The following is a 21,605-nucleotide window of genomic DNA, read 5'->3' as shown; positions in this document are numbered from 1 at the left end:
TATCTTATTCTAACCGTGCAGCTCCCCGAAATAGTTCCGGTAGGGCTCGAACTTCGCCAGCACCTCGTCTACCTTGCTCATGCGTTCCTCCAGGCTTCCCCGCAGTGTAATGTAGGGAATTCGCCGCGCCTTCAAGTCTGCGATAATCTGTTTATGAAAAACATGCCGCTTCTGATCCCCGCTGCGGTCCCACGTATCGTCGTAAGGAATGTCGTCATCGCATAAAAAGAACAGATCGTACCGCTGTGCGTTCTCCAGAGCGATTCGGGTCAAGAGCTCCGGCGCCCGGCCGTGGTAATCCAGGGCGAACATGTACGTCGTAATCGCATTCGTATCGACGAATAGAACCCGGTTCGCCTCCAGCAATGCCTGCTCCTCGCGTTCGATATGTCCCACCGCGATTTCATCGAATGCCTCCAGGCCGATTCTGCGGTCCACCTGATGCTCGGTCCAAAAATCGCGTCCGTATTCGCTCGCAAAAGTCGTGTGATACCGCTGTGCCAGCGCTTCGGTAAGGGTCGACTTGCCCGTCGACATCGCTCCCACAAAGACTACCTTCGTAATTAAATCCCGGTATACGATATCGCTTACGAACTCTCTGTACTTATATGGATCGGAACGGACCATCGTCGCCGAAACCGGAACCACTTCGCGGGCTTCATCCACCCGCCGGTCCACCGCACCCAGCGCTAAGCTCATATGCTCGCCGTAAAACTCACTGGAGTAGAAGTGTGTTACTTGTTCACCATTCAGCAAGCCCAAAATATACTGTTCTTCCCGGATCTCATGCTCCCGGTCGTTCGAATACCCGTCCGGTCCGTCCCAGGCTTCGATCACGCGAACCACCGGATAGAGTTCCCGAATCCAGTTTGCCCGGATGTGAAGCGGGATCGGGGTGACCGTCGTCTCGTAAATCACCACGATCAATTCGTCGACCTCTTGCAGCGCCGTTTCGATCATGAACTGATGCCCTTTATGCAGCGGGGCGAACTTTCCCAGCGTTAATCCCAGCGTCTTCATACTGTCGCCTCCTTGGCCCCTTTGTTCCAATTGTAGTAGCCGTATCCCGCGTTCACCAGATAGGCGCTCCACATGACGATCATCAACAAGCCTTCACCGCTGCCCTCCACCATCCGAATCACCCACAGCAGCACCGTGAACAAATTCAGCACGATATAGACCAGCCATTGTTCCTTAAATCTCCGCACCATTAAAAAGGTAGCCACCACCGACAACACCGTCGTAATGGCATCGATGTAAGGCGAGTTCTGCCCGGGGATGAACGAAAGCCCGAATCCCAGCAGCAGACAGCCCGATACGCATACCGCCCCAACGAGCAGCAGACCTTTAAGCTCCATCTGGCGCATGGCGAGCTTGCCGTCTTGGCGGTTATTTTTCCACATATAGAAGCCAATAACGTTCATGGGAACAAAGAATAGCAGGTTCAACATGACCTCTCCAAACAGACCGTTAATATAAGCCAAGTAGGCATAACCGAAGGTATTGTACATGCCGAACACATAACTCATCAGATTGCCCTTAGCCGCAAGCACTACGCACAGCACCCCGGTGATAAACACCGTAAACCCGAATAACGAATCCTTGGAAATGAAGGTAAACCCGACAGCGATTGAGGTAAACAACACCAACCAGGTTATTTCGAACAGGTTCCAACTACCCGCCATCTTCTTCATCATACATCCCTCACTTCGTAACTTTATGATAATAACAATTTGTTACTATCAAAAATAACAGAATAGCCTGCGAATGGCAAGAATATTTTCCCTCCCTGTCGCAGGCTCAAATTTACTATCCCAACTGGGGGATCTGTTTCAACTGAATCGTATCGCTAATCCGGTGAACTATATCATCCAGCGAAGCCGGGTCGTTCACGTCGTATTCCTCGATATTCAGCCGCAGCACCGGACATGCGGTAAAGCCTTCGATCCATTCGGCATACCGGGTATGCATATGCTCCCAATACGATACTTCCGTCCGAATCTCCATTTCGCGGCCGCGATCCTGAATGCGGGATAAGATGGCCGGAAGACTGCCCTCCAAGTAAATCAGCACATCCGGGTGCGGAAAATAAGGCGTCATCACCATAGCCTCGAAGAGACTGGTATACGTCTGGTAGTCCGTCGCTGACATCGTGCCTTGATCGGCATGCATTTTTGCAAAGATTCCGGTGTCCTCGTAAATGGAACGGTCCTGGACAACCCCTCCGCCCGCGGCAAAAATAACTTTCTGTTCCTTAAATCGTTCAGCCAAAAAATAGATCTGCAAATGAAAGCTCCAACGCTCGAAGTCGGCATAAAACTTCTCCAAATAAGGGTTATGATCCACCTTTTCCAGCGAGGTCTTGAACCCCAGCCGATTCGCCAGTGCGGTAGTCAATGTTGATTTGCCAACCCCGACCGTGCCCGCCACGGTTATCATTGCATTATCCGGTATTCCGTAGTTCATGATTTTAGGCTCCTTTACCCTTACCTTGTATCTCTCATAAGTGTTGAATTATATCGTTCTTGCCCGATTTTCACAATCGGTATTCATCCTCCCGATCCTGGATGATATACCCCTCCTCCGGTTTGAAGGCTACAAAGCCGGCCATCTCCTTTTCGCGATAACGTATCGGCTGCTGCGCTCCCATAAGAAGTATATTTCTTTTATCAGCCGCGCCCGTCTGCGGCAATTCAAAGCAACAAGTATAAGGAAATACAGACTGTAACGTGGTGTGAACGGCCCGGATCAGATTATCGGATGACCCGCGGCCAAACAGATTCATGATGAGCGCACCCCGCTCGTTCAGCTTGTCCCTGCACAGCATGAAGAAGGGCTCCGACAGCAAATGAAGCGGCGTATCCTTCTCCGTAAAAGCATCAAGAACTACATAATCATAGGCGAGATTCGGCTCTTTTTCCAGCATGTTTCGTCCGTCGCCAACCTCTACATTAGTCGCGGAATACCCGAAGTAACGACGGCTGACCTCCTTAACCCGGGGATCGATCTCCGCCACCTTTACCCGTTTATCCTGGAGTCTCGCAGGTATTGTTCCGATGCCAAGACCGATGACGTACGCTTCACTGTAGTCCGGGAGATAGGTATCCATAAGATGAAGAATGGCCCGGGGATATTCGAATACGATGCTTTCCGGATCGTCTAAGTCCAATACCCCTTGAGCTGCTCCATCCGAAAATGCCAGAACGCGATATCTACCGAATTCCCCATCCAACTGGGCTGTTTCATAAACCATCAGCTTGCCCCGAACCTCATCTTCCTCCTCATACAGTACTTGCATCCACCTTACTTCCTTTCCGTATTTCATATCAAAAAAATGTTGTTTATAAGGAAAATATTAGGCGTTATTTAACGCCAGCTATGTTATATTTAAGAAATTAGTCCTATTATTTCGAAGCCATAAACATGGCAAAGGAGACATTATGAAAAAAATAGTTTACTTGACGCTCGTAGGGTGCCTGACTATCTTCACAGGTCTATTCTCTTACGCTCCCTTGGCTTCCGCCGCAGCTCCCGCATCTTACACTCTTTATGTCGACGGCAACATTTCATCATCAAAATTGCCAACCATCGTGGAAAAAGGAACTACATTAATTCCGATGAAGGCGGTTCTAACCGATCTAAAGTATACCACGACCGTAGATAGCAAAAGTAAGGCGATTACGGCAAAAAATTCAGCAGGCTCATACATCATCGTAACCACAGGAAGCAAAAAGGCAAAAATCAACGGATCTGCAGTTCTTCTTTCCGTACCGGCCAAGGCGTTGAACGGAACTATCTACATTCCTTTATCGGCCGTTAAGCAATTGACCGGCAAAGCCATCGGGGCGGATGCTTCTATGGGAATCGCCTGGATCGGGGAAAAACCGGCGTCAACCGCCTTTATTCCGCCATGGGGAATTACCACGGACCAAATGAAGTCGGTTTCCGGAGAAAAGTCGCTTCTCGATGAAGGCGGAACGGGCGATATTTACCTCCTTTTGTACCAAGAATCGCCGGAAGACTTTGAAGAATTATATATCTTTTACAAAGACCAACTGGCTGCATCGGCCTACTTCCCAGACATTTCCGGCCAAAACGAAGCCTATATATTGGGCGTTTATTCCGGCATGTTCCATAGTACGCTTCGGGATTACGGCAAGCCGGTCGCAGGCTCCTTTGTTATCGACAAGGATATCGATGCGGTAAAACTTGATCAATACCTTACGCTTCTTGCCAACGAGGGTTCCTTATCAAGTACTTGGAAAATGGGAGACACTAAGATCATCATCTTATTAAAACCCACTGACAGCGGATACGCCCTGAGCATGAAGTACGTGAATGCATCCGTTGAATCCAAAGTCAAAGTCGCTTTAGATGCGATCTGAATAAATTAGTCCGTACAAATAAAAAAAAGGAGCCGGCGTTTCCCGCCGGCTCCTTCTTTATTTCCTATTGCATCTCGTTCTCGATCCGCTGCATGAACTCTTCGGCCGCGCTGTAACCCAGTTGCTTGAGATACCAATTGTTAGCCGCTGCCTCGATCAAACCGGCTACATCGCGTCCAGGCTGAAGCTGGACTTCGATATGCGGAATTTGAACTCCGAGGTATTCGGTGAACTGAGGCACTACCTCCAGCTCGTTATTTAAGGAATTTTCCTGCCACGGGGCAAGCTCAATATCGAGCACGATTCTCGTTTCGTCCTGAAACGCCCTGCGCCCGTATTGACGTACGACGTTGATCAGTCCGATGCTTCGCAGCGCTAGGAATTCGCGTGTTGTCTCGTTATGCGTGCCCAGAAGTGTGGCCGGGCCAAGCTTTTTGAGCACCACAATATCGTCGGCCACGAACCGGTGGCCTCTGCGGATGAGCGTATGCGCTGTCTCGCTTTTGCCGATTCCCGATTTGCCTCTGAGCAGAATGCCTATGCCCGATACGTTCACGCATACCCCGTGAATGGATATTTCGGGAGCCATCGCCTTCACCAGATACCTGTCCAGCTTGGCGATAAATTCGGTGGTCGTCTCCGGCGTCCGCAGCAGCGGAATGCCCTCCTGATCGCAGAACAGCTTCAGATAGGGAATCTCCTGCTGTCCTGACGTCACAATAAAGCACGGCGGATGGTATTTGACGATATTCCCGATATGCAGCTTGCGTTCCTCTATACTCAGCGTAAGTAAATAAGTAATTTCCTTGCGGCCGAGCACCTGCACCCGCTCCATAGGAAAGAAATCGAAATACCCGACAAACTCCAGTCCAGGCCTATGCGTCCGCGGACGGGTAATCGTCCGGTCCATTCGGCTGGCTCCCGCAAGCACTTCCAATTGGAACGTTTCCGTAAGACTTTGAACGGTGATCGACTTCATATTGTTCTCCTCCTGCAACTAGGGCGTACCCGGAATGCGCCTGGTCATCTTACATTTATTTCAGTTCTACTCTCTGGAAAGCGAATCCTGCAATCGGGGTAAAATCGTTCTTAATTCTAGCAAATCATCAATGACGATGTCAGCCTGGGAAAGCTCGCTGGCTTGCGCAAAGTCAAAATTACAACCTATGGCTACTAACCCATTGTCCTTGGCTGCCTTTATATCCGAAAGCCGATCTCCCACTACCGCTGCATTCGTTATACCATATTTTTTTATAATATACCGGACTAAGTCTGACTTATTCAAGGATTCGATATGCTGGATACTGAATGTTTCGGTCACCCAGTGGTCCAAATCGTAATAATTCACAATGGCATTTAAATAGTCCGCTAACCCATTACTGGCTATGTAGATCGAGCAATTATTCTCTTTTGCAAAAGTGAAAACTTCCTTCACGTTAGGATAAAGAGCACCCTTTCCCCTTTTGATATTCTCAATTAACCTCTCCAGAAAATAAGCATCGGTCTTCTTCCGCACTTCATTGGAATGATGAGGTAACAAAGTTTCCCATACCTTCGGAAGGGGTACGCCCATAATTTGACGGTATTGATCGAGCGGGGTTGCCCGATCCCATTTATTTAGCGCACGCAAATGGTTAAACGTATCCTCCAGGGACCATTCCAGGATTTTATCGGTTTGAAATAACGTGCCATCCATATCGAAAATGATTGATTGCAGCATGGTTCCTCCCTATTCTTAATCTAATCCTTTGGCGATTTGCGCCGTCATTCCAATTATAGTAAACGATATAATCCCTTTCTATATGAGTAATCAACGATATCGATGCACAATACCAAGAGTTAATGCCGCTTCCAAATTTTCCATTGACAATTAACTCAAGCGATTATATATTTAGTGACATTGATAATCATTATCAAATAAACGATAAAAACTAAATCTTATATAAGGAAGGGTACAATTCATGAAGCTGAAACAAGGGTTCCCGTTAAAAACATTATTATTTTCGTTTGCGTTTATACTCGTTCTTGCCGGTTGTTCCGGAGAGAAAACAAGCCCTAATTCTACACCATCCGCAGCTGCGAACAATTCGGCGAATAGTTCAACTAACACCGAAGCTCCAGCCTCTCAAGATGAAGCTTCCGGATATCCGATCGTGATCAAGCACGCTTTTGGCGAAACTGTTATTGAGAAAAAGCCTGAGCGCGTCGCTACCATTCAATGGGCGAACCATGATGTCGCTCTTGCCCTTGGAGTTGTACCCGTAGGTTTCTCGGCGGCGAATTACGGCGTTCAGGATGACAGCGGATTGTTGCCATGGACAGCCAAAAAGCTGGAGGAACTTGGCGTAAAGGACCCTAATGTATTTCAAGATACGGACGGCCTTGATTTCGAAGCGATTTCGGACTCAAATCCGGATGTAATTCTCGCGGCTTACTCCGGCATTACGCAGGAAGACTACGATATTCTTACTCAGATCGCCCCGGTGGTGGCCTATCCGACTACGCCTTGGCTGACTACATGGCGTGAGCAGGTTCTGCTGAATGCAACCGGTATGGGTATGAAAGCGGAAGGCGAACAGCTCATTAAAGACACTGAGAACTTAATTAAGGAAAAATCAAGCGCCCATCCTGATATGCAGGGTAAAAAAGTGGTTTGGGTGAACTTCTCGGCTAAAGATATGTCCAAGTTACATATTTATACCCCTGCGGATCCACGCGGCTCATTCCTGCTTGAGTTAGGCATGGTTTACCCTGAAAGTGTTACGAAACAGATTACGGACCCTACCAGCTATTCCATGAATTTAAGCGCTGAAAATGCCGACGTTCTGAACGATGCCGATATCTTGATCGGATATGGCGGCGAGGACTTGTATCAAGCGGTTAAAGCGGATCCTCTGCTTGGCAAAATCCCGGCGATTCAACGCGGTTCCGTAGTGTTCATTGGTGACGGTACCCCTCTGGCGGCTTCCGGGAATCCGAACCCGCTTTCGATTTCTTATACTATCGATGAATATTTAGGTTTAATTGACGGAGCTATAAGCAAGATCCATGAATAGTTCTAACTCTCTTATTCCGCGGAATTTTACGAAGGTGCTTATCATTTGTTTAGTCTTGCTGGGCATATGCGTGCTCGCCTCTCTGGTCCTGGGCTCCCGGCTGGTGAGAATTCCCGAACTGATCGACGGTCTATTTCACCCTGATGTCGACTCCTACGGGGCGAGCGTGGTCCGCAAGAGGATTTCCCGAACGGTATTCAGTTTGTTCTGCGGTGCGGCACTCGGGGTTTCCGGAGCGCTTATGCAGGCGGTAACTCGTAACCCGCTCGCGGACCCGAGTATCCTAGGGGTAAACACGGGCGCTTCATTATTTGTAGTTTGCGGAATTGCATTCTTAAACATAAGTACCGCTAATCAATATATATGGCTGGCTTTAGCCGGGGCTGCGATTACTGCAGTGTTCGTATTCGGAATTGGCTCAATGGGGCGTGGAGGTGCCACGCCCATTAAGCTTATTCTGGCGGGCGCCGCTACAAGCGCTGCCCTTTCTTCCTTGGTTACGGCCATCATGATTCCGCGTTCTTATGTCATGGATCAATTCCGGTTTTGGCAAGTGGGAAGCGTAGGTTCGGCAACCTGGAGCGGGATTGCTACGTTTATTCCGTTTTTGGTCATCGGGGTATTGACCGCGATCCTTACCGCTCCTGCTCTGAATGCACTGGCACTGGGGGATGAGGTGGCGGCCGGACAAGGCGTTCGAACCGGAACGCTGAGACTGGTTGCGGCTCTGGCCGGTGTCCTCTTATGCGGTGCTACCACTGCGCTTGCAGGGCCAATTGGTTTTATCGGGCTTTTATCCACCCATGTCATACGGCTGATTCTTGGCCCCGACCTGCGTTTCGTTATACCCATGTCAGCTATTTCGGGAGCGATCATTTTGACGATATCCGATGTATGCGGCCGGCTCATCGGCAGCCCAGGAGAACTGGAAGTCGGCGTTGTTACGGCGTTTATCGGTGCTCCCATCCTAATCCTATTAGCCATAAAATCGAAAGTGCGTTCATTATGAATAATCAATCCATTCAATTTATTGTCACGGGACGGCGGCAAAGACGCCGCAGATGGATCCTTGTTACCGGCATCCTTGCTATTCTTGCAGTTGGCCTATGCTGCGCCATGCTTTTATTGGGGAACACGATCTATCCGGTTAAAGACGTAATTCGAGCACTTACGGGAGAGCAGCTTAAAGGCGTGTCTTTTGCGGTGAATACGATTCGTCTGCCGAGAATGCTCGCGGGCCTGTTTGCCGGATTTGCCTTTGGCGTTGCCGGGTACACCTTCCAGACCATGCTGCGCAATCCGCTTGCCAATCCGAATGTCCTCGGGATTACCTCCGGTTCGAGTGCGGCGGCTGTTTTTTGCATCATCATCCTGCATACGAGCGGAGCGGTAGTTTCTGTGGCTTCGGTGATTGCCGGTCTGGCTACGGTGATCGTCATTTATCTATTGTCCAGAGGAACGTCTTTCTCCATCGGGCGATTAATCCTTGTCGGGATCGGTATGCAGGCCATGCTTGACGCCTTGATCTCCTATCTGCTGCTGGTTAGCGCGGAACAGGATGTTCCCGCAGCGATCAGATGGCTTTCGGGCAGCCTCAATGGCTCTCAAATGCATCAGTTGCCTCCCCTTGTCATAACGGTGCTTGTTTTGGCCCCTGTCGTGATCCTGCTGGGAAGACATCTCGATATTTTGGAGCTTGGAGAACAATCGGCCTCTTCTCTCGGGGTTGCTACAGACAAGACTAGAATTGTGTTCATACTGGGTTCCGTCTTCATGATAGCTATGGCTACCGCCACCACGGGTCCCATAGCCTTCGTCTCCTTCCTTTCGGGACCGATCGCGAAAAGACTGGCGGGAGTCGGCTTCTCCAACGTCATTCCGGCGGGTCTTGTAGGCGTTAATTTGGTTTTGGCGGCAGATCTAATCGGACAATTTGCTTTTGAGTACAGATTCCCTGTGGGCATCATTACCGGATTACTCGGAGCACCGTATCTGATTTTCTTGCTGATCCAAATGAATCGAAAGGGAGAGTTATAATGAAGCCGACACATCTTTTTCAAGCCGAACAGCTCGTAGCGGGCTATGAGAATAAAACGGTTATCCAAGACGTAAGCCTGGTCATACCCAGCCATAAAATAAGCGTTATTATCGGGGCCAACGGTTGCGGTAAATCAACGCTTCTTAAAACACTTGCACGGCTGATAAAGCCCACTTCCGGAACCATTACGCTCGACGGAAAGCCGCTGGGCAAGCTCCCGTCCAAGCCATTGGCCCGGGTAATAGGCATGCTGCCTCAATCCCCTATCGTGCCGGAAGGAATCTCTGTAGCGGATCTGGTTGGTCGGGGAAGGTTTCCGCATCAGTCCCTGTTCGGCGGATGGACTAAAAAGGATAACGAGGCCGTGGCCGAAGCCATGAGAATTATGGATATCACGGAGTTTGCCAACCATCCGATCGACGAGCTGTCCGGCGGGCAGCGCCAGCGCGTCTGGATTGCCATGGCTCTCGCACAGGAAACCGACATTTTATTTCTCGATGAACCGACGACCTTTTTGGATATCACCTATCAAGTCGAGATTTTGGACCTGCTCACCGATCTGAACCGGAAACACGGAACCACGATTGTCATGGTTCTCCATGACATCAACTTGTCAGCGCGTTATGCCGACCATATTTTTGCGCTTCATCAGGGAAAGCTTGTCGCTGAGGGCGAGCCGTCAGAGGTCATTACAAGCACCTTGGTTAAGGACATTTTCGGACTGGATTGCACCGTGATCGAAGATCCGATTTCGGGATCTCCATTGGTGGTGCCTAGAGGAAGGTATCATGTGAATCAGGAAGTTTAGGATAGCGGAAATATAAAAGGACCAGCCTCCAGGCTGGTCCTTTTTTTGAACTATTATCCTAACCCGGCTATCAGGCGGTTGTTTGTGCGGGATTCCAAATCCTTAGGAAGCCAAGTCGTTCTCTATCACATGAACAGGCTTAACGAGCGCCTTCTTCTCCCAGGCCCGGCTTCTCCAACGAAGCAGCATGATGAGCCCGCGCAGCCACTCGTCAACCGTAAAGGCGATCCATACGCCAATCAGCCCGAACCCGAGATGTACGCCCAGGAAGTAGGCGAGCGGTACCGAGACTCCCCACATCGAGAGTACGCCCATCATAACGGGAAAACGCGCATCCCCGGCGGCGCGCAAGGAATTGATAATGACGATGTTGAATGTCCGGCCCGGTTCAATGATGAGGGAGAGCAGGAAAATACTCGCCCCTGCCGCTATAATAGCAGGGTCCTCCGTAAACATGCCAATCAGTCCATGCCGGAAGATTACGGCGACGCCTACGACGGCGAAGGTTAATATGAAGCTGATTCTCACGCTCTTCATCAGTCTCCGGTACGCTTCTTTCATTTCTCCCGCACCGACCATCTGCCCGACGATAATTTCCGTACCCGCCCCGATCGCCAAGGCCAGAGCCATGAAGTAATTGGATACGTTCATTACATATACATGCGTGTTCAGCGCCGTGATGCCAATCATATTAACAAAGCTCATAATCATCAGGTACTGCGACTGCCAAGCGAGATGCTCGCCCGCAGCAGGCAGGCCCACGCTAAGAACCTGCTTCGCATAGGATCTTTTCCAAGTCACATAATCCTTCAAACGAATCGGCGCGGGAATGCGGCGGTATAAAATCACGAGGAGAACTATGATTCCCAGAAAACGGCTGACGACCGTCGAAATAGCCGCTCCTGTTACGCCCATCTCCGGAAAGCCCAGGTTACCGAAAATAAGTAAATAGTTTCCTGTCACATGCAATAAGTTGACGCCCAGCGTCACATACATCACGCTCTTCGTATGTCCGCTGGCACGGATGACGGAGGAAACCGCATAAGAGAGTGCCTCAATCCAGATAAACCCGCCGATGATCCTTAGATAATGGCTGGCGATTCCGATTTGTTCGGGATCCAGTTTCAACAAGTGCAGAAGGGTCTCTCCGAAAAACAAGAGGGTCATACTGACGAGGATGCCGAAGATCAGGTTCATCGTAATGGCCATCGCCGAGATGCGGCTTGCTTCTTTTTCACGCCCGGCACCGATATACTGGGAGACCGCGACGCTGGTGCCGATGCCGACAAACCCAAACATCAAAATGCAAAAGTAAATAATTTCGTTGGCCAAACCTACCGCACCCGTGGCCTTGTCGGAAATGCGGCTTAACATAAACACGTCAACCGTGCCCAGCATCATCCGCAGTACGGAATCGACGAGAATGGGCCAGGTCACGGCAAAGAGACTAAGTTTTTTCCAAGATGGAATTCGATCGGTTACAGTCACGTTGTACATGCTCCTAATTGTTTTTTTGCTTTCGACTTCCCTAGTTTAGCGTCCATTGCGGAAATCGTCTACGGGTCGCAAAAAAGTCTTCCATCTCCGTTAGGAGACGAAAGACTTTAACTTATGCGGTACTCCGAATTATGCGCTTATCATCTGATTATTTTACGGCGATGACTTCGATTTCAACCAGACCGTTCTTCGGCAGCTTGGCTACTTCAACGGCACTGCGTGCAGGATAAGGTTCGGAGAAAAAGGTAGCATACACCTCGTTCACTGAGGCAAAATCGGTCATATCCTGCAGGTACACGGTCGTTTTGACGATCTGTTCCATACCAAAGCCCGCCGCTTCCAGAATGGCTTTCACATTGCTTAGCGATTGCTTGGCTTGCTCCTCCACCGTCGGCGGAAATTCTCCGGCGGAGTTCATGCCGAGCTGGCCTGAGGTAAATATCATGTTTCCAAATTGAACGGCTTGAGAATAAGGACCGATCGCTCCGGGAGCCTCGTTGGTTGCAATTGCTTTTCTTTCGGATTGTGTCATGAAAGTTCTCTCCTTTGATAGGCGCCAATTAAGGGACGCCATTTTATTTATTTTTCACTCGCCAAAACAGTCTCTCCACTGTACTCCTTCAGCATTTCCTGTTGCTGGTCCGGGGTGAGCTTGGTAATCCCAAAGCCGGTAAATCCCCAAATGATTGCAAAGATGATGCCTGTCCAGCATAGTACAGCCCATGGCAAGTAGGACAGCGTGGCTACACCCAGCGTGCCGGCCATATAAGCCCCCGCAGCCGTCCATGGCAGAATAGGTTCAATGATTGTCGCCGAGTCTTCGACTGTCCGTCCCAGATTCTTCGGATGCAATCCCCGCCGGATATAAGCCTCCCGCAGCATTTCGCCCGGCATTAGAATCGATACCTGACCGTTGCTGGTAACCCCGATCATCGTAAGGCCGGTAGCAATTGTTGCAAGAATAAGGGAGCCCGTGGAGCGCACATGCTTGAGGATCTTGTTTACGATCAATTCAAGCGATTTCGTAAGCGAAATCGTACCGGCGAACGTAATAGCACTGAAACAGATCAACAAGGTGCCCATCATGGAGTTCATACCCCCGCGGTTCAGAAGTCTCGGAATATCCGGGATCACCGCTGCGGCATCAAAGCCTTGAACATGAACCATCGCAATGTCAAAACCGTTCACGACGGAGGTAACGACATCATGCAGGGTAAATCCCTGGAAGATCAGGGCATTCGCCATCGCGACCGCAGAGGAGATCAGCATGACGGGAACCGTTGGTTTCTTCCGGACCGATCCATAGAGAACGATCAGAATCGGAAGCACTAACAACAGATTCCAATGGAATACCGTGCTTAACGTATTCATAATTTCAGTAACCTTTTCAGGAATAGCCGTACCCGCGCCGTGCGTGTTCAAACCGGTAACTACAAATACCACACTGGCCACAATGAAGGAAGGAACCGTGGTGTAAAGCAAATGGCCGATATGCTCATAGAGATTAACTCCGGTAGCCAGCGCCGCCAAATTGGTCGTATCCGACAGAGGCGACAACTTGTCCCCGAAATAAGCTCCGGCAACCACCGCACCGGCCACAGCCGCAAGGTTGGCATCCAGTCCGGCCCCTACGCCCATAAAGGCGATCCCGATGGTCCCGGCCGATCCCCAAGAGGTTCCGGTACACAGGGATACCACCGATGTTACAAGAAACGCAGTTATGAGCAAAAACTGAGGATTAATGATTTTAAGTCCATAGAATATCATCATTGGAATCGTGCCTCCGACCATCCAGGCACCGATCATAAACCCGACGGTGATCAAAATCAGAATGGCCGGCATCGTCTTGCCTATTTTTTGAGCAATCGAGCCCATGATATCGTCGTAGCTGTACCCCAATTTAATGGCGATGATCCCGGCTACGATGGTGGATGCAATAATGAGCGGCTCCGGCGGCAACTCAAATAATACATAACCCAATGAGAGCAGTAAAACCATGGTGATGATCGGTACTAAAGCCAAGAACAGAGTAGGCTGCTTAATGACTTTCTCTTTAATCGGCTTGGCCATGATAAGTTCCCCCTTATGATGTAAAAGAATAATTTATTGGTTATGACGTAACGGGTAATATCTCGACATCCGCTCATACGCTTCCTTCAGAAGAGCCCGGGGCGCTCCGGCATTGAGACGGATATACCCCTCTCCGACCTCCCCGAACGAGGTGCCGAAGCTGACGCTTACCCGGCTTTTTTGCTGGATCCACTCCACTAAATCGCTTTCATTTGTGCTGCATGCCGAGCAATCTACCCACAGCAGGTAAGTACCCTCCGGCATAATAATCTTTAGCTCCGGCATATGCTCCGCAAAATATTTCTCGGTAAAAACAATATTGTCCGCAATATAGGAGCGAAGCTCGACCAGCCAATCATCGCATTGCGTGTAGGCCGTTTCCAGCGCCGGTACCGCAAAAAAGGTGGGATTATGAATGCCGGCCTGTTTAAGCCCGAGCTGAAATTTTTCTCTTAATTGCTGATTCGGTATGACGATATTGGCGATCTCCAAGCTAGCCAGGTTAAACGTTTTGCCCGGCGAGGTGCAAATAATAGAGCGGTTCGCCACCTCCTCAGACAACTTGGCAATCACCGTATGCTCATGCCCTTCGTGGATAAAATCGGCATGAATATCGTCTGAGACAATCAATGCATCATAACGGCAACATAAGTCGGCCATGCGCTGCAGCTCATTCTCGGTCCATACCCGGCCTGTCGGATTATGGGGTGAGATAAGAAGAACCATCTTCACGCCTTCCTTCATCTGACGCTCCATGTCTTCGAAGTCGATCTCATATCGGCCGTGGATGAGCCGAAGGGGGCTCTCCGCCAATTGTCTTCCATTCAGCTTGACGGCATTGGCGATCGGCTGATATGCCGGCGTATGAATCAAGATCCGCTCACCCTTCTCTGTGAACCGGTCTATAAGAATAGAGACCGCCTGAATGATCCGGGGACTGAACACGATCCATTCTGCGGGGACCTGCCAGTCATAAGCCTTGTCCAGCCAATGACGAACGCTTTCATAATAAGGCGAATAGAGATCCGTATACCCGTATATCCCGTGCCGGGCCGCTTCCGCCACTCTATCAACTACCGCAGGCGGAGCTTGCAGATCCATATCCGCCACGGAGAGAACCAGCATGTCGTCTCCCAACTGCTGAGTAGTTCCGTCCCATTTTGCGCTATTCGTTCCCAGTCTGGAAATGACCTCGTCAAAGTTGTATTTCATGATGTCACCATCCTTAATATGTTGCCACGTAATTGTTATTTAAGCTTCTGTAAGTAACGATATACCGTCGGCTCCGAAATGGATAAGGCAGCCGCAGCCTCGGAAACGCCGCCCTTCAATAAGAAGACGCCAAGATCATTGAGCTCACGAACAATGTCGATCTTCTCCTGGGACGATAGCCGATCCGGCGGTATGGCCAGCTTGCCGATCACCGAACCGATCATATGCTGCAGCAAGTCGTCGGGATTACCTTGGAGGTATTCGGCTGACGGCTTTTCTTGCTGGCGCGGGGGAGCTTCCGGTGAGGCCAGGAAGGACGGCGAGCCGCCCTGTAAAATATGCTGCACCCATTCAGCCGCTACCTCCATGTGAGTAACGTCTATGTTCAAACACATGAGTCCGACCAACTCTTGATCGTCATTTTTGATGAAATAAGTAGAGGATCTGAAGTTCTGTCCAAATTTCCCGGTAGCCTTATAGTTGGCAATAAACGGTTCTTCCCGGTAAGCTTCGGTTTTTAGAATTTTCAATACCAGGTCGGTAGATCCGTCGCCTACTTTCCGACCGCTGATGAATCCGTTTTCAATGAAAATAATCGATCTCTCCGGATCGCTGATATCATGCACCACTACCTCACATTTGGGCCCGACAATCGCGGCGATAAAAGAAGCAACCGGAAAAAACTTCTCCAGATAATAGCGGTTGTTGTTCATTTAATGTTTACACTCTCCTTTCCGAATAACCTTTATCTCTTTTATCGATATAATAATTTATTATCTTGATAAAAATATATTACAACGAGGATGAAACGTTTTCAAGAGTTAATTTTTTGAAAAAATTATAAAATGAGAGTTGCTATATCTTCTCTGATTTGTCCGACTTACAGAATGTTTGCTGTAAACTTGAGTATCTCATCCACTGCTTGTCGATAGCCGCCTGACTGCCGAAAGGATGCTCCAACCCTTACGACATTTTCCTTGAACGATGAATGGCTTAACACCTGGTTTGCAGCTTCGCGCAGCTTATTTGCCGTCAAGCTTGGCATGGGGAAGGCAATCCCTGCTTCCAGTCGGGCAACTTGCTCCGCGACGATCGGCTGGTCTGCGCTTTGCGGAATGACGATTAGCGGAACCCCGAAATAAAGGCCTTCATGGGCGCTATTCATTCCGCCATGAGTTATGAACAAATTCGTGCGTTGCAGCACTTCCATTTGCGGAACGTAATTTTTCACGATGAAATTTCCGGGAACCTCCCCTAAATCGGAAACCCCGACTTTATCCCCGATCACCAAGACTACCCTATAGTCCGTATCTCCGAAGGCCTCAAAACAAAGCTTATAGAAATCTTTGGCCTGGTTGAAGACGGTACCCAGCGAAATGTAAATGAGTTCTTTCCCCTGAATTACCGGAAGGTCGAAACCTGTTTGCGCAGATCGCGCAGCGATGGATGGACCTACGAATTTATAAGAGGGATCAAAGGCTTCTCCATCAGGTTGAAATTCCCTGGTCGTGTAAACGAGGGTAAGCGGGGCTGGATTACAATACACTTCGTAGGGGGAGCGAATTTCTATATCATATTGTTCCATAATCGTGTCCGTCAGGCTTTGAAATTGATCGTATATGGGCTTGGCTATGTTCACAGGGGTTTGCTTATTAAATTGTTCCAACATTTTATCGAAGGATTCTCTGTTCTCTGCAAAAGTAGTACCAGAGCTAATAGCCGGAAGCTTTAATATTTGAGCAATCATGCGGCCGCAACCAAACATGGAGTCATGAATGACGTAGTCAAAGTGCTCCCCTTCGGTCTGTTCAAGAACGCTCGGTATGACTATATCTGCCGTAAGCAAAAGACCGTTGATTCTTTGAAGCAAATAATCTCTACCGCCGGAGATAAAAGCCTTGATGAATTTTTGATCATCCAAGGTCCGCACGGTAGCTCCGACCTTCTCTATACGCTCCCGAAAGGCTTCGATACAGAAATATATGACTTCCTCTCCTCGTGACACCAGTTCTTGCACTACACCGATCGTCGGATTAATATGTCCCTCCGAACCGGCATTTATAAACAATACACGCGCCATGGTTATCACTCCTTCGTACGCTAATGTGCAGACAAAAATACTATTATTCTACTTATAGTGTGACTCCAAAACAGGCGGAAGATACGGCCTCTACCTTTGAACTAAAAGGGCGGGGCCATTGCTTTTGCAAGCAAGCCCCGCCCTTTATGAAATCCTGCAACTGTGTTCCGTATAGAACTTAACGGTTCCCGTTAATACTCCGGCTCATTTGATTTACCGCACTGAATAAAGCTTTGATCGACGAGGTCATAATATCCACATCTATGCCGCAGCCCCAGTATACCTGGCCATTCGAAGCTTTGATTCCGATGTAAGAGACCGCTTGTGACTTAGAGCCGATTTCCAAAGCGTGTTCCGTATAGACCAGGTCGCTGTATTCCAACCCAAGATAGGTTTGCAGGGCATTGCTGACCGAGTCCAGTCTTCCGTTCCCTGCACCTTTAATCTCCTTGTCCCCGTCGCCCGTCCGTACAACAACGACTGTCTCAAAGTCTTCATCGCCGTTAATACGATATTTGACCAGCTCGATAGGCGCTTTAAGATTTACATATTCCTTTAAGAAAATGTCGTAAATTTCATCCGGCATCAGCTCTTTCTGCTGGTGGTCCGATACGTTCTTCACGCAATATCCGAAGTGCTCGCGCATCTTCTGAGGAAGATCGAGCCCATACTTCTGCTGCAGCACGTAACCGATTCCGCCTTTGCCGGACTGGCTGTTGATCCGGATAATATCACCTTCGTACTGTCTGCCGATATCCTTCGGATCGATCAACAGATAAGGAACCGACCAATACTGCGGATTCTTCTCTTCGCGCCATTTCATACCCTTGGCAATCGCATCCTGATGCGAACCGGAGAACGCCGTAAATACGAGCTCGCCGCCGTACGGATGTCTTTCGCTCACTCTCATCTTGGTCAATCGTTCATAAACGGCAAGAATTTCAGGAAGCGTCTCGAAATTCAGCTTCGGATCAACCCCGTGCGAGTACATGTTCAGAGCCAGCGTCACAATGTCTACGTTACCTGTACGCTCCCCGTTTCCGAACAGAGTGCCCTCCACGCGCTGAGCTCCAGCCAGCATCGCCAACTCGGCGTCCGCTACCCCCGTTCCACGGTCATTATGCGGATGAACCGACAAAATGACATGTTCCCGATAATTCAAGCGTTCGCCTACATACTCAATCTGGCTGGCGTAAACGTGCGGCATCGACATGGATACCGTTGCGGGCAGGTTAATGATCACCGGATTTTCCGCAGTCGGCTGCCATTCGTCGAGAACTCGATTACAAATCTCCAGAGCAAACTCAATCTCCGTACCCGTGAAGCTTTCCGGCGAATACTGGAATTGGAAGTTCCCCTCCGTTTCCAATGCACATTCCTTCAACAACTTGGCGCCACTCACGGCGATGTCGATAATTTCCTCTTTCGATTTGCGGAAGACTTGTTCCCGCTGCGCCAAGGAAGTCGAGTTATACAAATGCACGACAGCCTTTTTTGCACCTTTCAGCGACTCAAACGTTTTGCGGATAATGTGCTCCCGCGACTGCGTAAGCACCTGAATCGTTACATCGTCCGGGATCAGATCCTGCTCGATCAAGGTACGCAAGAAGGCGAATTCCGTTTCCGACGCTGCGGGGAACCCGACTTCGATTTCTTTGAACCCGATCTCCACGAGCATTTTGAAGTATTCCAGCTTTTCCTCCAAATTCATCGGTACGATCAATGCCTGATTTCCATCACGCAAGTCAACGCTGCACCAAATCGGGGCTTCCGTAATATATTCTTTGGTAGTCCATTTCAAGCTTGTTTCCGGCGGTGCAAAGTATCCTCTAGCGTATTTGTCAACGTTTTTCATGGGTATCCAACCTTCTCTCGTTTTTTGATTTAACACAAAAAAGCCTTCCATCTCCATTAACAGATAACAGAGACGAAAGACTGTGACATCTTACGCGGTACCACTCCGAATTCACGCCATACACGGCATGCACTCTACGGATACGGTTTCCCGGTAAACCGGTAAACTCATATCCTCCTGAAGATAACGGTCAGGACTCCGGCTCCGCCTACTTCACTGGTTCAGCGGGCAACTCCAAGGTGAGTTCAGTAATTCCTCGCGGCTGTTTCACACCAACCAACAGCTCTCTGATCGCTTAGAAAAGCTTACTATTCCTTTTCAACGTATTAGATATTATTGTCATGCTATAACGTCCGGGCCGCTTTGTCAATTGTCTTTTGTAATTTTATCCCTTCCTGCTTCCGATCGAATACAAGATGAACAACAGAACAAACCATAGCGGCGTAAACAATAAAGCCGGACGCGTTTCCGCTGCGATTAGCATAATGATGAGAATTCCGGCAAACAGCGTTAAGACGGCATAGTTCACGGCCGGCGTGAAAGGAGCCTTGAACTTCGATTTAGCCTGCAATTCAGGCCGGGTTTTCTTATATTTGATATGGCATATGAGAACGACACCCCAAACCCAGATGAAACAAATGGCACTTATGGTCGTCACAATTCCGAATGCCTGCTCCGGAACGAGCTTGCTCAAAAGAGCCCCCGCAGAGATGACCAGCGTAGAAATGAATAGCGAATTCCCCGGCACATGATTTCTATTCAACTTTCCGAAGTGCGGCGACGCCTGCCGGTTCTTGCTCAAATTATAGAGAATCCGGCTTGTCGAGAACATCCCGCTGTTGCAGGCCGAAGCGGCCGAAGTCAATACAACAAAGTTAATAATGCCTGCGGCAAGCGGAATTCCTACCAAACTAAAGGTTTTTACAAAAGGACTTTCCGACGCCGTGAGCTGAGTCCACGGGTTGATGCACAGCAGGACGAAAAGAGCGCCAACGTAGAAGAACAAAATCCGCAGCGGTATTTTATTGATTGCCGATGGGATGTTTTTTTCCGGATTGGACGTTTCGGCTGCCGATACGCCTACCAATTCCACGCCAACATAAGCGAAGACCACCATTTGAAAAGAAAATAAAAAGCCTGTGACACCGTTCGGAAATACTCCTCCGTGTTTCCAGAGGTTCGTGATCGTGACCGATCCGGCATCCGTATTGAATCCCATAATCAGCAAAATGATCCCGATGCCGATCAAAGCGAGAATTGTGATGACCTTGATTAACGCAAACCAAAACTCCAGTTCTCCAAAGTTTTTGACGGTTAACAGATTGAGCCCCAATAAAATGATCAGGCAGATGACGGCCGGTATCCACTGCGGGATATCAAACCAATATTGCACGTATACGCCCACAGCGATAACGTCGGCCATCGCCGTCATGATCCAGCAAAACCAATAAGTCCAGCCAGTGATAAATGCGGCTCGCGGTCCGAGATAATCTTCGGCAATGTCCGTAAACGATTGATAGCCCGCTTTGGATAACAGCAGTTCTCCCAGCGCTCTCATTACGAAAAATACGGCGATGCCCACGAGCAGATACGTAATCATGATGGACGGACCCGCCTGTTGAATCGCTTTGCCGGAACCCAAAAACAATCCTGTACCGATGGTGCCGCCGATGGCGATGAGTTGAACATGCCGATTGGCCAGCTCTCTCTTTAATTCCGGTTGTGCCATACCTAGTTCCCCCTTAATGTTTGCATTACTTTGGTAAAAAACAAAAAAGAGATTGGATGTCATCCAATCTCCCGGTTCATAAAGAATATGAAATAGTATTTGCCCTGCTAATAGCGATTGCGATCAGCATGACAAATAAATATTCAGTACTCTTCTGTCCTTTTGCCTGAGATTGTGAACCCTTCGGCGCCGCGGAAATCCCGCAGTCTCTCCAGAAGCTGCTCCTGCTATAGTGTGATCCATAGCAATCATAGCTTGCGAATTATGAAATTATTGAAGTTCTGTTGCCGTTCTGATATTTTACCATAATACTTGCGATGTGATGATTTAATCAGTGATAAAAGTCGCTATACCGGTGAATCACAAGCCTCAACGCGGAGGAGTGATCCCCATTAGAGCCCAGCCTTCCTTCGAGGGGCCATATACAGCAGGTATCGGCAATCCGGCTTGGCGCATCAATACAGTAACTTGACCGCGATGATGGGCAATATGCTTGATCAATCCCATGAAGATGGTTGCGTTAGACTCTTCTCTTCCGAAGGCATTCTGGGTTTTCTTCAACGTACTATTACTCCACTGCTCTTGAAGAGCGTTCACCACTTGAGAGCTAACTGTCTTAAAGGTTTCCGCCATCTTCTTTGCACTTGGTACTTCATCTTGATTCGATACTTTCTCCATCGAGACTCCAAACTCCGTTAAATAATCCGGAATATTCGTAACGAAATGCCACGCAATCCTCCCTAACGTGCGGCCATCGGAGTACACCGGCTGCGAGAGCGATTCATCGGTCAAGCCGTCCAGCACCTTCTGGGTTAATGCCGCTTCGTTCTTCCATTCGACGATAAAATCTCCAACTGTGTTATACATCATTTCAT

At 49.1% G+C, this 21,605-nt stretch carries 20 protein-coding genes, 1 riboswitch and 1 other annotated feature; of the genes, 5 read left to right on the top strand and 15 right to left on the bottom strand.

Annotated features, from left to right (window positions below; all coding sequences use genetic code 11):
- Positions 1–9: 9 nt before the first annotated feature.
- The 4 genes from KJS57_RS01210 to KJS57_RS01195 all read right to left on the bottom strand — a co-directional run bounded on the left by KJS57_RS01210 (position 10) and on the right by KJS57_RS01195 (position 3,298).
- Positions 10–1,020 (bottom strand): AAA family ATPase, encoded by a 1,011-nt coding sequence (locus KJS57_RS01210; protein ID WP_213653452.1) that lies wholly within the window; start codon positions 1,018–1,020, stop codon positions 10–12.
- A complete protein-coding gene (gene pnuC, locus KJS57_RS01205) occupies positions 1,017–1,694 on the bottom strand; it encodes a nicotinamide riboside transporter PnuC (protein ID WP_211024764.1) in 678 nt (225 codons plus the stop codon). Before pnuC ends, KJS57_RS01210 begins: the two co-directional genes overlap by 4 nt.
- A 115-nt stretch (positions 1,695–1,809) precedes the next feature.
- Positions 1,810–2,466 carry a deoxynucleoside kinase gene (locus tag KJS57_RS01200; protein ID WP_373316681.1) on the bottom strand — a complete coding sequence of 219 codons (657 nt, stop codon included), beginning with the start codon at positions 2,464–2,466 and terminating at the stop codon, positions 1,810–1,812.
- A 70-nt stretch (positions 2,467–2,536) separates the two neighbouring features.
- Positions 2,537–3,298 (bottom strand): spermidine synthase, encoded by a 762-nt coding sequence (locus KJS57_RS01195; RefSeq protein ID WP_213653451.1) that lies wholly within the window; start codon positions 3,296–3,298, stop codon positions 2,537–2,539.
- Between the two features lie 142 nt (positions 3,299–3,440).
- On the opposite strand from KJS57_RS01195, the gene KJS57_RS01190 reads away from it, so the two are divergent.
- Entirely contained in the window at positions 3,441–4,385 is a 945-nt protein-coding gene (locus KJS57_RS01190; protein WP_213653450.1) for a copper amine oxidase N-terminal domain-containing protein, read from the top strand.
- A 64-nt stretch (positions 4,386–4,449) separates the two neighbouring features.
- Here the strand turns inward: KJS57_RS01190 and hprK are convergent, their stop codons facing one another.
- Together hprK and KJS57_RS01180 are read right to left on the bottom strand one after the other, a co-directional pair.
- Positions 4,450–5,364: an HPr(Ser) kinase/phosphatase gene (gene hprK, locus KJS57_RS01185; RefSeq protein WP_211024925.1), complete on the bottom strand. Its 915-nt coding sequence runs from the start codon at positions 5,362–5,364 to the stop codon at positions 4,450–4,452.
- Between the two features lie 66 nt (positions 5,365–5,430).
- Positions 5,431–6,105: an HAD family hydrolase gene (locus tag KJS57_RS01180; RefSeq protein ID WP_213653449.1), complete on the bottom strand. Its 675-nt coding sequence runs from the start codon at positions 6,103–6,105 to the stop codon at positions 5,431–5,433.
- Positions 6,106–6,346: 241 nt separating this feature from the next.
- On the opposite strand from KJS57_RS01180, the gene KJS57_RS01175 reads away from it, so the two are divergent.
- Genes KJS57_RS01175 through KJS57_RS01160 form a run of 4 tightly spaced genes read left to right on the top strand, consistent with a single transcriptional unit; the run spans position 6,347 to position 10,287 of the window.
- A complete protein-coding gene (locus KJS57_RS01175) occupies positions 6,347–7,441 on the top strand; it encodes an iron-siderophore ABC transporter substrate-binding protein (RefSeq protein WP_213653448.1) in 1,095 nt (364 codons plus the stop codon).
- Complete coding sequence (locus KJS57_RS01170; protein ID WP_213653447.1) at positions 7,434–8,450, top strand: FecCD family ABC transporter permease; 1,017 nt, start codon at positions 7,434–7,436, stop codon at positions 8,448–8,450. Before KJS57_RS01175 ends, KJS57_RS01170 begins: the two co-directional genes overlap by 8 nt.
- The gene (locus tag KJS57_RS01165) at positions 8,447–9,478 is read left to right on the top strand and encodes a FecCD family ABC transporter permease (protein ID WP_213653446.1); all 1,032 of its coding nucleotides are present in this window, start codon (positions 8,447–8,449) and stop codon (positions 9,476–9,478) included. Before KJS57_RS01170 ends, KJS57_RS01165 begins: the two co-directional genes overlap by 4 nt.
- Complete coding sequence (locus KJS57_RS01160; protein ID WP_213653445.1) at positions 9,478–10,287, top strand: ABC transporter ATP-binding protein; 810 nt, start codon at positions 9,478–9,480, stop codon at positions 10,285–10,287. The genes KJS57_RS01165 and KJS57_RS01160 overlap by 1 nt, the downstream gene beginning before the upstream one ends.
- Positions 10,288–10,389: 102 nt before the next feature.
- Here the strand turns inward: KJS57_RS01160 and KJS57_RS01155 are convergent, their stop codons facing one another.
- The 9 genes from KJS57_RS01155 to KJS57_RS01115 form a co-directional block, all read right to left on the bottom strand.
- A complete protein-coding gene (locus tag KJS57_RS01155; RefSeq protein ID WP_213653444.1) occupies positions 10,390–11,775 on the bottom strand; it encodes an MATE family efflux transporter in 1,386 nt (461 codons plus the stop codon).
- Between the two features lie 157 nt (positions 11,776–11,932).
- Complete coding sequence (locus tag KJS57_RS01150; RefSeq protein WP_213653443.1) at positions 11,933–12,316, bottom strand: RidA family protein; 384 nt, start codon at positions 12,314–12,316, stop codon at positions 11,933–11,935.
- A 47-nt stretch (positions 12,317–12,363) separates the two neighbouring features.
- On the bottom strand, positions 12,364–13,854 hold the full coding sequence (gene nhaC, locus KJS57_RS01145; protein ID WP_213653442.1) for a Na+/H+ antiporter NhaC: 1,491 nt from the start codon (positions 13,852–13,854) through the stop codon (positions 12,364–12,366).
- Positions 13,855–13,887: 33 nt separating this feature from the next.
- Positions 13,888–15,066: a MalY/PatB family protein gene (locus KJS57_RS01140; protein WP_213653441.1), complete on the bottom strand. Its 1,179-nt coding sequence runs from the start codon at positions 15,064–15,066 to the stop codon at positions 13,888–13,890.
- A 35-nt stretch (positions 15,067–15,101) separates the two neighbouring features.
- On the bottom strand, positions 15,102–15,779 hold the full coding sequence (locus tag KJS57_RS01135) for a helix-turn-helix transcriptional regulator (protein WP_213653440.1): 678 nt from the start codon (positions 15,777–15,779) through the stop codon (positions 15,102–15,104).
- Positions 15,780–15,946: 167 nt separating this feature from the next.
- A complete protein-coding gene (locus KJS57_RS01130; protein ID WP_213653439.1) occupies positions 15,947–17,146 on the bottom strand; it encodes a macrolide family glycosyltransferase in 1,200 nt (399 codons plus the stop codon).
- A 178-nt stretch (positions 17,147–17,324) separates the two neighbouring features.
- On the bottom strand, positions 17,325–19,001 hold the full coding sequence (locus KJS57_RS01125; protein ID WP_213653438.1) for a 2-isopropylmalate synthase: 1,677 nt from the start codon (positions 18,999–19,001) through the stop codon (positions 17,325–17,327).
- A 65-nt stretch (positions 19,002–19,066) separates the two neighbouring features.
- Positions 19,067–19,332: a binding site (T-box leader), on the bottom strand.
- Positions 19,333–19,386: 54 nt separating this feature from the next.
- Positions 19,387–20,730 (bottom strand): amino acid permease, encoded by a 1,344-nt coding sequence (locus KJS57_RS01120; RefSeq protein ID WP_213653437.1) that lies wholly within the window; start codon positions 20,728–20,730, stop codon positions 19,387–19,389.
- 144 nt (positions 20,731–20,874) lie between these two features.
- Positions 20,875–20,955, bottom strand: a riboswitch (glycine riboswitch).
- 144 nt (positions 20,956–21,099) lie between these two features.
- Positions 21,100–21,597 (bottom strand): DinB family protein, encoded by a 498-nt coding sequence (locus tag KJS57_RS01115; RefSeq protein WP_213653436.1) that lies wholly within the window; start codon positions 21,595–21,597, stop codon positions 21,100–21,102.
- Positions 21,598–21,605: the final 8 nt, after the last annotated feature.

The organism is Paenibacillus vini (assembly GCF_018403325.1).
Taxonomy (GTDB): Bacteria; Bacillota; Bacilli; order Paenibacillales; family Paenibacillaceae; genus Fontibacillus; species Fontibacillus vini.
Note: the sequence above shows the minus strand (reverse complement) of the source record. Positions and strands in the feature narration are given on the sequence as shown.

Coding starts and splice junctions, on each gene's coding strand:
- KJS57_RS01200 (WP_373316681.1), bottom strand. CDS start 2,466: ATGAACTACGGAATACCGGATAATGCAATGATAACCGTGGCGGGCACG.
- KJS57_RS01150 (WP_213653443.1), bottom strand. CDS start 12,316: ATGACACAATCCGAAAGAAAAGCAATTGCAACCAACGAGGCTCCCGGA.
- KJS57_RS01180 (WP_213653449.1), bottom strand. CDS start 6,105: ATGCTGCAATCAATCATTTTCGATATGGATGGCACGTTATTTCAAACC.
- pnuC (WP_211024764.1), bottom strand. CDS start 1,694: ATGAAGAAGATGGCGGGTAGTTGGAACCTGTTCGAAATAACCTGGTTG.
- KJS57_RS01190 (WP_213653450.1), top strand. CDS start 3,441: ATGAAAAAAATAGTTTACTTGACGCTCGTAGGGTGCCTGACTATCTTC.
- KJS57_RS01195 (WP_213653451.1), bottom strand. CDS start 3,298: ATGCAAGTACTGTATGAGGAGGAAGATGAGGTTCGGGGCAAGCTGATG.
- hprK (WP_211024925.1), bottom strand. CDS start 5,364: ATGAAGTCGATCACCGTTCAAAGTCTTACGGAAACGTTCCAATTGGAA.
- KJS57_RS01115 (WP_213653436.1), bottom strand. CDS start 21,597: ATGTATAACACAGTTGGAGATTTTATCGTCGAATGGAAGAACGAAGCG.
- nhaC (WP_213653442.1), bottom strand. CDS start 13,854: ATGGCCAAGCCGATTAAAGAGAAAGTCATTAAGCAGCCTACTCTGTTC.
- KJS57_RS01140 (WP_213653441.1), bottom strand. CDS start 15,066: ATGAAATACAACTTTGACGAGGTCATTTCCAGACTGGGAACGAATAGC.
- KJS57_RS01125 (WP_213653438.1), bottom strand. CDS start 19,001: ATGAAAAACGTTGACAAATACGCTAGAGGATACTTTGCACCGCCGGAA.
- KJS57_RS01130 (WP_213653439.1), bottom strand. CDS start 17,146: ATGGCGCGTGTATTGTTTATAAATGCCGGTTCGGAGGGACATATTAAT.
- KJS57_RS01135 (WP_213653440.1), bottom strand. CDS start 15,779: ATGAACAACAACCGCTATTATCTGGAGAAGTTTTTTCCGGTTGCTTCT.
- KJS57_RS01165 (WP_213653446.1), top strand. CDS start 8,447: ATGAATAATCAATCCATTCAATTTATTGTCACGGGACGGCGGCAAAGA.
- KJS57_RS01160 (WP_213653445.1), top strand. CDS start 9,478: ATGAAGCCGACACATCTTTTTCAAGCCGAACAGCTCGTAGCGGGCTAT.
- KJS57_RS01175 (WP_213653448.1), top strand. CDS start 6,347: ATGAAGCTGAAACAAGGGTTCCCGTTAAAAACATTATTATTTTCGTTT.
- KJS57_RS01120 (WP_213653437.1), bottom strand. CDS start 20,730: ATGGCACAACCGGAATTAAAGAGAGAGCTGGCCAATCGGCATGTTCAA.
- KJS57_RS01170 (WP_213653447.1), top strand. CDS start 7,434: ATGAATAGTTCTAACTCTCTTATTCCGCGGAATTTTACGAAGGTGCTT.
- KJS57_RS01210 (WP_213653452.1), bottom strand. CDS start 1,020: ATGAAGACGCTGGGATTAACGCTGGGAAAGTTCGCCCCGCTGCATAAA.